This is a genomic window from Flavitalea antarctica (assembly GCF_054461535.1).
This window is the reverse complement of the sequence record NZ_JBTLQG010000065.1, coordinates 1-12,818: the sequence shown is the minus strand read 5'-3', so window position 1 is coordinate 12,818 and position 12,818 is coordinate 1. Positions and strand designations below refer to the sequence as shown.

Annotated in this window: 9 protein-coding genes and 1 rRNA gene; 2 read left to right on the top strand and 8 right to left on the bottom strand. The window is 42.6% G+C overall.

The features are described 5' to 3' along the window. Nucleotides 1-565 precede the first annotated feature (565 nt). The gene (locus ACX0G7_RS26825) at nt 566-1,159 is read left to right on the top strand and encodes a hypothetical protein (protein ID WP_458926628.1); all 594 of its coding nucleotides are present in this window, start codon (nt 566-568) and stop codon (nt 1,157-1,159) included. 71 nt (nt 1,160-1,230) lie between these two features. Here ACX0G7_RS26825 and ACX0G7_RS26820 read toward each other — a convergent pair whose 3' ends face one another. Beyond that, entirely contained in the window at nt 1,231-1,872 is a 642-nt protein-coding gene (locus ACX0G7_RS26820; protein WP_458926627.1) for a SanA/YdcF family protein, read from the bottom strand. A gap of 580 nt (nt 1,873-2,452) precedes the next feature. Beyond that, nucleotides 2,453-2,587, bottom strand: a complete 135-nt coding sequence (locus tag ACX0G7_RS26815; RefSeq protein WP_458926626.1) for a hypothetical protein — start codon at nt 2,585-2,587, stop codon at nt 2,453-2,455. A gap of 62 nt (nt 2,588-2,649) precedes the next feature. Here ACX0G7_RS26815 and ACX0G7_RS26810 point away from each other — a divergent pair, with 62 nt between their 5' ends. Next, nucleotides 2,650-4,140, top strand: coding sequence for an MBL fold metallo-hydrolase (locus ACX0G7_RS26810; RefSeq protein ID WP_458926625.1), 1,491 nt, complete (start codon nt 2,650-2,652; stop codon nt 4,138-4,140). A gap of 115 nt (nt 4,141-4,255) precedes the next feature. Here the strand turns inward: ACX0G7_RS26810 and ACX0G7_RS26805 are convergent, their stop codons facing one another. The 6 genes from ACX0G7_RS26805 to rrf form a co-directional block, all read right to left on the bottom strand. Further along, nucleotides 4,256-4,999 carry a CPBP family intramembrane glutamic endopeptidase gene (locus ACX0G7_RS26805; protein ID WP_458926624.1) on the bottom strand — a complete coding sequence of 248 codons (744 nt, stop codon included), beginning with the start codon at nt 4,997-4,999 and terminating at the stop codon, nt 4,256-4,258. A gap of 11 nt (nt 5,000-5,010) precedes the next feature. Beyond that, a complete protein-coding gene (locus ACX0G7_RS26800) occupies nt 5,011-5,433 on the bottom strand; it encodes an SMI1/KNR4 family protein (RefSeq protein ID WP_458926623.1) in 423 nt (140 codons plus the stop codon). A gap of 454 nt (nt 5,434-5,887) precedes the next feature. Beyond that, nucleotides 5,888-7,363 (bottom strand): hypothetical protein, encoded by a 1,476-nt coding sequence (locus ACX0G7_RS26795; RefSeq protein ID WP_458926622.1) that lies wholly within the window; start codon nt 7,361-7,363, stop codon nt 5,888-5,890. 235 nt (nt 7,364-7,598) lie between these two features. Continuing rightward, nucleotides 7,599-10,610, bottom strand: coding sequence for a M1 family aminopeptidase (locus tag ACX0G7_RS26790; protein ID WP_458926621.1), 3,012 nt, complete (start codon nt 10,608-10,610; stop codon nt 7,599-7,601). 149 nt (nt 10,611-10,759) lie between these two features. Beyond that, complete coding sequence (locus ACX0G7_RS26785; RefSeq protein WP_458926620.1) at nt 10,760-12,283, bottom strand: helix-turn-helix domain-containing protein; 1,524 nt, start codon at nt 12,281-12,283, stop codon at nt 10,760-10,762. Nucleotides 12,284-12,526: 243 nt separating this feature from the next. Further along, nucleotides 12,527-12,638: ribosomal RNA gene (gene rrf / locus ACX0G7_RS26780) — 5S ribosomal RNA — on the bottom strand. Nucleotides 12,639-12,818 lie beyond the last annotated feature (180 nt).

The window sequence follows — 12,818 nt, the reverse complement described above, 5'->3', positions numbered from 1 at the left end:
CGTACTATTGTTTCCAAACTTTCAAAGATCTTTCAGGCCTTTCTCGCCTCCCATTTTTCGTTGGGGTTGCAAAGGTAGGTGCCTTTTATATTTCAACCAAATATTTGAAAAGTATTTTTGAAATTTCTTTCATTTTTTCTCTCCATTTATCCGGCATTATTTCGAAGAACTCAGCGTTTTAACCGCTCCCATTTTTTAACGGGCTGCGAAGATATAGACATTCAAGTTACGACACTAATTTTTTTGAAAGTTTCTTGAAATATTTTTCTCACATCCCGGTCTGAATACTTCATTTCAACCTGCTGACTTGTCTCAGCGCACAGTAAAGGTTAGTTGAAAAAGAAACACCGGATCGATTGAAACACAGTGCTGGCCAACATTCCAGACCAGTTGACTAACAATCATTAGCATAATTTAACTACCGTTCTCATTTTCGTTAACGGTTCGCTGATGCAACTCAAAACAAGGAATTTTTTCACAAATGGGTTCATCACAGTAACAAAATCTATAACGCTATGACTTATATAACAGGAATTATAATTCATTCTACGCTCAAACTGTTGGTATGAATACTAATACGCTAAACACCTCGAAACTTGAATGGCTGGGAAGCACCATTCACTTCTTCCAGAAACACTTCTTCATGGTCCTCACCCTCGGCCTGGTTGCCGGGATCGGTCGTGTTATACAACTCAAAGGTTTTGGAGAAATATCACCAGCCACCAATATCGTGATGGAAGTAATTGTAGAGTCGGCACGACTGGCGCTCTTTGTGTATATACTGGGTTCCGCGAGTTTAAAAATGGGACTTGTCCGCCTGGCGGGCTTCTTTAAAAAAACCACGGATCGTAAAGCGTTACTTAAACTGTTTGCCGCCAACTTCAAAAGTAAATGGCCCGTCCTGCTGCTCAATTTTGCTGCCTACCTCGTGATCGCCTGGGGAATAAATCTACTTATCGACCAACTGGCCTATGAAACCTGCCTGTATCTCACCATGCAAATCCGGGGCATTCTAAGCGCAGATGCATCCGAATGGACGATCATTCTTTTTTTCAAAAATCTTACAGTAATACCGCTAACCCTCATTTTTAATACTTTGTTCATGTTTTACATGACGAACAAACTCCGTCTGCAGACTTCAAATAACAGCAGCAGTTAAGTTCAGAAAGCCGTATTTACAATGGGATCAGCAAATCACCAAATAACAAGCTGACAGGGTAAGATTACAATTCAGCGAATAACTACCCTCTCTCCAAGAAACTTTGGTTCTTTACCGACCAGGTAATCGACAAACAGTTTTACCCTTGCAAACTTTTCCCTTAGCTGCACACGCGTGCTGTTTTCTATACTAACATCCCGGGCATTGAAGCCGACCGCAACAATGCCTTCCCTGCCCGCAATATAAAGTGCCCTTTCATTGTGAAATTGCTGCGAGATGATCGTCGCTGAATCCTGGCCAAAGATCTTTTTCAACCTGACCATCGAGTCAAAAGTCCTGAAACCTGCATAATCAGGATATATCCGTGCCGAATCCACCCCCGCCTTTATGAGATCGGTTCGGAAATCTGCAGGTTCATTGTAATCATCAGTGCTGTTGTCCCCGCTGATGACAAGAAACCGGACTTTCTGTTTTTTCCATAACTCAGCGGCGGCATCAACCCGGTACCTGTAATATGGGTTGATAAATCCGCCGGGAATGGTTCGACCCGTGCCCAATACAATACCCACATTATTATACGGCAGCAATGCAACGTCCGAATAAGTCTTTCCCTTCGCCGCCGCTTCTACTGTAGCATTACAAACAACAATTACCAATACGGTGATCAACAAGACGCCTGCTGCCAGGTAAAAAATCATAAATCTTTTTCGCATAATCGAAGCGGTGTGAATTTTTGGAGAACCAAATAAATCATGAATATAATACGATTCGCATATACGGAACCGTGAATTCGTAAGTTCCATCAAATCCGCTAACCTCATTGCAATTCACATTCCCGGTTAATGGGAAAAATTATTTACCGTTTTGAGCCTTCGCTACAACCAACTTTTATAGTGTTACAGATGGCGGAGAGAAAAGCTAATCATGCAGACCAATTATGATTAGTGATCACAATGCCTTAGAATAACTATGAATCTGACACGGCCAGGCCTATTATAACCATTATACTCATTCATTACAATACTACTTAGTGGTAGTTTTTTGGATAAGAAAAAAAACCAGGAACAAATTTTACAACAAAATAAAAGGAAGGTTTTGTTTTTTTGCCAGATATCATTTTTATCCTAACTTCCATCAGAAGCTCATATCGCAATTCCAATCCCTTGTTATCAACCTGCTACCTGCAAACGCCGGTATCATTGGCCTCCTCTTAGTTCCCTTTTCTTCTGAATAACCATCGTGCAACTTTACATTTCTTTTGAAGTGAGCTGTCAGCCATTCCCCTGCTTATACTTACATAAAGGCAGTGACCGATGGATCCAATGCTGCAAATGCTACCGGGATAATGAACTGGCGTGTGTGTGCATTTGCCTGCCTGACATAAACACTAAGATCATTGGGTGGATATGCCAGGTCACCTGTCATCATCCAATCCACTTTTAAAACAATAACCCTTATACATACCTATCACAAAACCTAAACCTCTTACTATGGAATTTAAAATCTTATCTCATGCCGGGCTGCTTGTTACGGCAAACTCGGGCAAGACACTTGTCTGCGATCCATGGCTCATCGGAAGCAGCTACTGGAGATCGTGGTGGAATTATCCACCGGTAAGCAAAACGCTGGTTGATTCGCTGAAGCCCGATTACATTTATCTCACCCACATCCATTGGGATCATTTCCACGGGCCATCCCTGAAAAAGTTTTCGCCGGAAACCTGCATCATTGTTCCTAAAGGCAACTATACCAGGATGAAGGAAGATCTTAACTACCTGGGCTTCCATAACATCGTTGAATTAAAACATGGTGAAAAGATGGATCTCGATCCCGGGTTTTCAATCACCTCATACCAGGTCTGGATGTTTGTTGACAGTGCCTTATTAATTGAATGTAATGGTTCGAAATTACTCAACCTCAATGATTCAAAACATATGGGTCCTACGCTGAGGCAGATCGTAAACAAACATCACCCCATAGACTTTGTATTCCGCAGTCATAGTTCAGCAAACGAGAGATTATCCTATTCAGTGGTAGACGATCCCGGCGCAGAAGTCGATGACATCTCCACCTACATCCAGGATTTCACCAACACGGTTCGCGCAACGGGAGCAACCTACGCCGTCCCTTTCGCCAGCAACCATTGCCATCTTCATAAAGATTCCATTCATTTTAATAAACACGTTCAACATCCAAAACTGGTAAAACAATATTTCGATGAAAATAATATCCGGTACCCCCAACTCAAGATCATGGTATCAGGTGATAGCTGGAATTCCGAAACCGGCTTCCAACTGACAGACAAAAAATGGTTTGATAACCGCGAACAATACCTCAGTGCTTATCTGGAAGAAAACCGCCATACGCTTGATGCCTTTTACATGGAAGAAGATAAAACCGAAGTTGACCCGGGACTTGTGCAGGAATATTTCAAACAGCTTTCAAAGGCATTGCCATTTTTCATGAGATACTATTTCCGGAAATGTACATTTACTTATGTACTAAAACGCGCAGATGTTCCGGCTTATATTTTTTCCGTTGATCTTAACACCGGGAAAGTGCAGACGCTTGACCCAAATACAGATCTTAATCATAAGGATTACCCCATCCAGATTCACACAACTGCTTACATATTCCTGAGGAGTATCGAGTTCCGGATATTTTCACATATGTGCATCGGCAAGCGGGTATTTTATAAGGTAACAAAAGCACAAAAGAAATATATGGAGGCTTTGAACATGGTCCTTAATTTTTATGAATACGATATGTTGCCGCTGCATCGCAACCTCGGTTTTCGTTCGATGCAATCCTGGCTGATGCGCTGGCGCGAATTGCATTTGTATGCCATGTTCGTGCGCGACCTGGTTTTGTACAGATCTATTGACACCGCAAAATATCTCCCACCTAAATATGACATAAACGGCCCCGATCAGTTCAGTTGGCCATCAGAAAATATAGCGTTGAGAAAAGATATTGTTTGAAATTATTTCGACGATAATACCGGGATTGTCTTCGTTTGATGCCAGATACAGTGAGGTTATTCAAATCGATGCCAGGAACGAACTTGTCTTGCCCGTGTGTTACTAAACGATACAATCAAACCAGGTAAAATATGGAATAGGTCATGCCAAGGTTGAAGCCCGCGTGACAGATGATGGCCGCGAGAAGAGAGCCCGAAGCCTGTTTGAAAAAGAAAAACATCAGGCTGGCTATAAACATACTCAGAACCCAAAGAAGCGCCGGAACCGGGTAAAAGTCCCAGCTCCACGCAACATATACCAATCCAAAGTGAGAAATATGCGTCAGGGCAAAGGCTGCACTGTCGGCTAAAGATGCTTTGGTGTCGCCCAGGTTCACGGCAAATGCGGAATGAACGATACCACGGAAAAATAACTCCTCGCCAATAGGGCTGAATATCATGCTGGTGATGGCAACGACAATGAACAGGTTAGAACGGTGGTCCAGGTTCATGTTGGGCGGTATCTTGTACGACTGGCCGATATACCGATACCAGTTTTCGAAACCTTCTTTGTAAAGCTTGTCACCCAGGTAGTACAATAACAAACTGAAAGCCACGCCGGCAACAAAAGCCGCGGGCAACCATGAATAATTTTGCGGGTTCCTGATCCCGATTTTATGTCGACCGTATTTGTTAAGGAAGATAAATGGCGTCAGTGCTGATATCAACATGATAACACCGATCGATCCATAATTGCCGGACGTATTTGCATATAGTACCATAATAAACCTGGGAACGCAGATAACAGCCAGGAGGAAAAGACCAAACCGGAAATTAAATCCAAAAATTTTCTGCCAGTAAGGCCGGAGAACATGTTGCATAGTTTATATCGTCAGTCAAAAACCTCATCGTTATAGATGGATCTGATAAATGATTCAAAAGTTTCTCCAAGAGAAATAAAGTCTTCGTCGACCCCAAGATATGGCAATAAACCAAACCGGAATGGTTGTTCGCGGGTGTCAAGGACGGCCATGTCACCACCCCCGTTTGTTCCGAGATATATTGCCCAGGGAAAAAATTCCGAACAATAGTCCTGTGTATTTTCATACAGAAAGCCCACCGGAATCAGTCTTAGATAGGACTCGTTTATAAATCCTTCGAACCCGTTCGTAACCAATAGAAAGTTTCGGTAATCTTCAGGCAGGCTAATACCCAGCAACTCCTCTGCATCGGCAATTTCTTCGGCAGAAGCAGCGGGATAGAAATGATTCGTAAATGCAGCCTTTGTTTTAAAATATGTTGATTTTAGATCCAAAGTTTGAGTTATCTGGCGATAAAGATAGGATGATTGTTATTGTGATGCCACAATTGCCATCATTGGAAAGGTTTCATAGCGATTGATCCTGGCAGCCGGATCATTTGCTATGAAGCCGGCCAGCTCCTGGTCGTCATCAACTGCAATGATCCCCAGCCCATAAATACTTTTGGGACGGCTAAGTGTAAACTGAATTTACGAAGAGAGTATTAATCTGATCCATCTATATTATATGAGCGGAAAATCGAATTGAGAATATCATCCCGGTAAGATCTGGGTTAACGCAAAGCTATTTTATGTATAGAAAGTAAACAGCAACATTGGCGGCCTCTAGGACAATTCCGAAATAATACCGAACATAGACCCTAAATCCATCTTCGCTTATCCGGTCAATATTTTCATGTCCCGGTCGAACCGCAAGATCTGAAATATGGCAGCTATTTCAAACTCCGTATCACCTGATGTTATTGTCCTTTAGTAATTTGGCAAAAGCCGCACCACCCCAGTCAGTTTTTAAACTACTGTTTTTTTCCGGCAACCTGAGAAGCTTTTGGTTTATGTTTTTGTCTCGTAACCCAATCAAAACTTCCGTTGCTTTCAGATAGATATGCGGATTGTCTGCTATTTCAATCCTTGCAAGAAGAGAAATACTAAAGGAATCACCTTTTAACCCCGCAGCCTTGTCGGCGATAGTAGGAAACTGGTGAACATCAATATCCATCAGCCGCTGATTTATTAGTCGTATCGCTAGCGCCCTGTCATGGACGACTATAGTATCAATCATCATCCCCAAAAGATCCACAGGAATTTCTTCTTCATACAGATTAACATCATTTGCAAGTGTGAAATTCTGTAGTCGAAAGTCATTTACATTTTCCAAAGTCTTTTGGGTTAGCTGATATGCTCTTTCGGCATCGCTTGCATATAAGAGTTTTAGTGCCTCAGCTGATATCGTTTTCTCGTTGTCCCAGATTTCCCAAAGAAGATGATCATACAACGGAGAGTAGTATACCTGGATGGCTTCATATACAAAATCCAGGTGGTAGCGGCGAATGTTTTCGTATTTCACTTTCGTAAAAGGCACAGAAAGAAGCCTAACAGCGTCATCATTTTGATAACTCGCAATTGCACGATATAACGCTCGCCATTCCGGCGAATATCGATTATTATCCAGCGTCTCGTTTAATTCATTTGACAGAAAGGAAAAAAAAGCCGGGTGTGGAAATTCACTGATAGCCAGGCATGTGAAATAGTTACTGCCACCAGGTTCCAACCTGCTTCCGCTACTTAGGATCAGTGGAATGTCCTCTTCTTTTCGAAATTGCGCAAGTTTCACAATTCCGGATTCAGTTTTTCCCGTCGAGACAAGTTCTTTGAGCCTTTCATAAAACCGTTCTGTAAGTTTCGCTTCGCCAATCGCTTTTTCAGTTGCGTACAGGCTGTTTGGAGTGTATATAAGAATACTATCTAACTCCTCGAAATTTTCGAGCTTATTTGAATTTTGATCGATGTACCCCGGAGTGATAACATTTATAAAAAAATCTCCTACTTGTTTACGGCTTCCTACACACCCGAATTGCGTATTGACTAAGGCCGTGTCAGCGATGTGCTGAATGACAATGGGCAGAAGGTTGATGGAGCTGTCGTAGGATAATGCCCAGAAAGCGTAACAGCGTACGACACTATTTGGATGATCAGTCAGAGCTATAAGTTCTGTCCTTGTTGCTTTCTTCCGGAGCTCTTCAAAGTTATCATATTGTTCCGGGCGGATACCACCATAATACACTGCTGCACCCATCAGCTTATTGACATTTTGAATCCGTTTTACTATTTGACCTGTTTGTTTGGAAATATCAAACACCTTAGCCTGAAGCTGGCCACAGCAGTTTGTTACTAGAGCAAGGAAAATTATTGTTGCTGTCTGCTTCATTTATTTATTTACCATCATGTCTATGATGCGTAAAAACTCAAAATACATAGTTGTTTCCGTTTTTCCAGCAAGTAATAGCGTTCAATCTCTATCTGACCAATAAAAATTCCTTGATATAAACTACCGGAAATTATAGGACCCGGTTCTTAAAATACTTATATAATCGGTATAATCAAATACCCTCCCCCCTGAAATCAATCTTTATGACAAATAACCGCTGATGGAAAGCGTTTCTTTATTTAATCTTAACATCAATATAAAACCGTTCTTCATCAACCTCAAACTCTTCTGGAGTCATATTTCTTAATAGCAATGTTTTCCAGTTGGAATCCGGGTAAATAAAATTGAATTCATTGCCGGCATGCATCACTTTTACCGGCATCCGGAAATTGCTGACATTAGCCTGCCACCTGTAAGTTATTGCGAGGTCTTTGCCCAAAGGTTTCAGCTTTACCTGCAAAGATGGTAATTCAGTATAATGCAGATATTGATCAAAAAGATAAGTATAATCTGATTTTGTAAACCTGTTTATAAATGCCACAAGTTCTGCCGCCGTCAGGGTTTTATATTTAAACTCCTTCTGAATTGCTTTTAACAGATTCACCCAGGCTGTATCATTATCAAGGACATTCCGAAACGTATGCAGCAGAAGACTTCCCTTACTATACATATTGCCGATATCATAATGAACATGATTAACATTGTATACCCCGGTCACCGGTTCATTATCCAGAACTGCATTTCGCTGGTCCATCATAGCCTGGTTTGCCATTTCGAATCCAAACATTTCTTCTATCATGATCGTTTCTGCATAGGTAGCAAAAGCCTCATGTACCCACATGTCTGCAATATCTTTGGTGGTGATTGAATTACCCCACCATTCGTGCGCAGACTCATGCCACATCAGCGGATTCGTTTCGCCGCTGTTTTCCCCCGTTATCTTGCCGATACAGACTCCACTCTGGTGTTCCATGGGATACAGGCTCTCCACCAGTTTAAAACCATCACGGGGAAAAGGATATTTTCCAAAGCTTTTCTCAAAGGTCTTCAACATAAGCGGCACCTGTTTGAACATCTTTTTCGCACGTTCGAGATTATAAGGCATCACGTAATAATCAATAAGCAGCGTATCATCTGAAATGTACTTGTCACTGAAATGTGCATATTTCCCGATACCGAATGTGACATTATAGTTATTGATGGGGTAACTGACAAACCATTCATAACGGGTATGGTCACCTGCCATTTTTGTTTTTGCCATGAGTTGACCGTTGGAAATTTCATCATACCCGTTTGGTACGGTTATCCAGATGTTCATGCTATCCGGTTCATCAGACTGATGATCTTTGTTCGGCCACCAAAGGCTTGCTCCCGATCCCTGGCAAACGACCTGTGCCCAGGTATTACCCAGTGAATCCTTGTCCCACAATACTCCTCCATGCATCGGGATCCCAAAATCCGGTACCTGTGGCACACCATGGTAGTATATTTTTATTGCCGCTTGTGAACCCTTGCGAATGTCACCGGGAAACCTTATAAAGACTGCATTAAATTCACGGTCGAATGCCAACAATTTGTTTTCATATACTATGCTGTCGATTTGCATATTACTGTACAGGTCTACCTGCATGGCCCGGAAAGATTCCACTGCTTCAAACCTGACCAGGTTCGAGCCCTTTATTGATCTTTTTTCCAGGTCCACGGCAACATCGAGATGATAAAACTTTACATCATAACAGGTTCGCATTGGTGTTAACATACCACGCAAAGTATCGGCCCGGCTGAATCCATTCTGCCGGTTTGGAATGTTTTTATTTAATGTTTTATCACCACCTTTTTTCAGATCAGCACTGCTTGCCAATCGAGGTTTCAGATCAGCACTGCTTGCCAATCCAGGTTTCGCAATTGGGTGTTCAACATTGTCTACTGGCAATAATGTTATCGGCGAATTTCCCGGCTCGACAACACTGTCTGACAGAGGGTCCGCCGGAGTTGCCAGCGTATCCAGAGAACCGCGGGCTTCAGGTTTCAGGATATTATAGTTTTCCCAGAACGATTCATCGACCTCCGATCCAACCAGGGTATGCATGGGAGAGATTTTACCACCGATATCGCCGTCGGTAATGGGCTGTTCATTATCGGTTTTACGGTCAGTGATTACCAGGTCGCTATCCGCCCGCCATAACCTGTCTTCCCAATTACGACGTTTGCTATCAACAAGAATTTCCCAGTGTCGCCTTACCCTGTCGAGATACCATTTATTCCGGTACTCACTATAAAGCACAGAATATTCGAACCGGCGATAGTCGGTGGTCGCATGAACAACTTTCGACATGATCATGTAAGCTATGCCCTTGTCTTTGCGGCTTACATACTTTATCCCCTGTTCGGAAAGCCGCATGTCATACTTAACAATCGCCAGGGTTTGTTCATCAATGAACACCTTCAGATGGAGCATTGCCTTTTTTGCTTTTTTCCTGGGATCAATGTTCAGTACCAGGAGCACATTGTTGCCGGATCTGACAGACTTTCCAAAGCTATATTGATAGTACCTGAAGTTCAAAGGACTGAAGGGACTGAATTTTGCATCGCGGTATTTGACAAGATCATCCGTTAAGCTGCCTCTTGCACCATTCGATACCCCACTCATCATTGAGTAGAGTTGGGCTTCCCTTCCATAGTCAATTTGTTTTTTCCTGCCTTTTATCACCCTGATCTGATCATTGGGTTTAGGAGCCGCCTTGAATGGCCGGTATATATCAAGCACTGCTTCACTGAAAGCAAGCTCGACATCACCTATCCACACGTTTTCCCGGTAAAACGCAGTGTACTGGGTTTCCGTGGTGTCATAGTTCGCGGGGATTTTCTCAAGCACTTCTTTCAGAAGATCAAGAGCACTTCTTGCACGAACGGTAACTGGTTCCAGTTCAAGCACCGAGGGTTCCAGTGCAAAAAGGTGGCGGTCCAGTGCTTTTTTCACCGGTACCAGGAGTGTCCTGTATCCAATGGATGAAATCACAATAGAGTCGCCGGCCGATGACTGTGATATCTTAAAAACAAAACTGCCTGAGTTGTTGCTGGCTGTTCCACTCCCCCCGGATTTCAGATGTATGCTGGCAGCGGAAACACCACTCCCGGTTTTTGCGTCACTCACCTTTCCCCGGATCGTCAAATAAGCCTCCTGCCCGGATACCGGAACGAAGTTGATAAACAAGCAATACATTAAAATGCCCCTGAACATCTTCATCTTTTTTGGTGTAAAGGAAGACGACCACTCCAAAATGGCCTACTCAAATCCGGATTTGAGTATTATTTCATGGGCTAAATGCCGGAAGTAAGCGAAAAATTTGCCTGAAGCTGTATCAAAGACTACAATTAGAGCCCAGGCATTATGGCTCAGGATGAATTTTTCAGGCTCCTCGCGATAAATTGCCTGGGTGAAATCCCGGTGTGTTTTTTAAAAGCGCGCTGAAAAGTTGCGTGTGAATTAAACCCTGCATCCATGGCAAGGCTGGAGATAGTGAGATTACGTGAAGAAGGATCAAGCATCAATAAACTTACCTGGGCTACACGGTAGCTATTGATAAAATCATTGAAGTTGGTCTGGTGGTACTGGTTTAAGATGGCCGAAATCTGTTTAGCAGGGATGGATGTATGGGCGGATAATTTTGCCAGGTTGAGCTCTGGATCCAGGAAAAGTTTTGATTGCTCCATGGCGTTTTTTATCCGGAGAAAATACTTGTCATGATCAGGTATGGCCTCCTGCACTTTATTTAAATAGGAACGGGTCGCTGCCTCTTCGACCTTTTCTTTAGAATGATATTTTTGACCGGTAGGATCTTCTCCCATAACGGGATCTTTTGGGGCCAGGGGAAGCTCTGTTAAAAGCAGATCCTGTACTGCAGTCGGATGATTATGAATATCCGGACCCTCATTTTTTACCGGATCTTCTCCTGTAGTTATATTCTTTGTTTCAGTACGATTGTCGGGTGTCAGTTGATCTTCATTCGTGCCGGGATTTTGTTGTTGAAGCAGAACAGTTCGTTGAGCTGGATTTTCTATTTCAGCAGAATGATCAGCGTGTTGAGTTTCAGCAGAATCTTTAATAGCAGGATTCAGTTTAACAAATGGATCTGACTGTTTGACCGGATTTTTGCTTTTCGGGGGTGCTGATGGAAGATAGATCAGCTTCATCTTGTGATAACCGTTCAGCGCTATCCAGTAAATAAAAAAGACCAGGCAAAGCTCCACCGGGTAGTAGTGTGAAAACGGTATTGTCACAAGATACGGAGTAACTAAGGTCAGTACCCATACGACAGCAAAAACTGACATACAAATAAGTAATGTTTTGATCCATCTCATAACTGCCAGTTGAGCGTCAGGGTAAATTGAAGGAATAGGAGTTCCTGATCTTTTGAATTTGCTGAACTTATAAATCGTGGCCACCAGGTAAGCGATAAATATCAGTACGCTCAGGGGTTCAGCAAACAACCACACAATCCCGGCAATTTCACTTGAGGACACATCACTCCTGATTATTTTGTTGATCCACAACAAATGATAAATGATGATCAGGATCCGGAGAACAAAGTGAAAGAGGGTATATCCGAAATGAGCTAACACAACCTTCTTTGAGATCTTATGAACGGGATCGAGCAATGAGGACAAATACAGATACATGCTGGGGCCAAGCGCGTAAATCACGATAAAACTGAACATGTCAAAAAACAGGTAATACCTGTCGAGGCCGGAACTCCAGTTAAAAGTTTCAAAGCCATTATATGCGAGGACAAAAACGAAGACAGCAAGAAATTTTGAGCCGGGATGTGTTTTGTTGAAGAGAAGGATAATACTGAATAAAAGTGCCTGCAGGGCGCCAAATAAAATCAGCAGGTTAATCCAATGGAAGTGCAGGTTCATGACCCGGGAGGTTTACATTTTGCGACTGGTATCCGAAATTAAAAATAGTGAAAAACACTAAGCGATTTTTGCGATAATCGATGAAGGGTTTGCCGTAAGATAGTCGAAGGGAATTCAGTCAAACAGGCGAATGCATTTCTAACAAGACATTGCAGTGATGCCATGAAATGGAACAATACAGTTCCGCATTGGGTTATGGGCAAAAAAAAAGCCTCACGATGATTAGTCGTGAGGCTTAAATAAATATGGCAGCTACCTACTCTCCCGCATTTTATCGCAGTACCATCGGCCATGAGGGTCTTAACTTCTCTGTTCGGAATGGGAAGAGGTGAACACCCTCGGCAAAACCACCATAAGGTTTTGACGCCACTCTGTTTCGACAGCACAAGCTGTGACCAGTGGTGGGGTACCCTCCTTCGCTAAAGCTACGGAGGGCAAGTAAGATCATATTGGGATGATGTAAATAAGTGGTGGTAACAGAACTAACAATTAAAATTAAATTTCGAATTGTATATGATAATGACTGTTTTTCGAA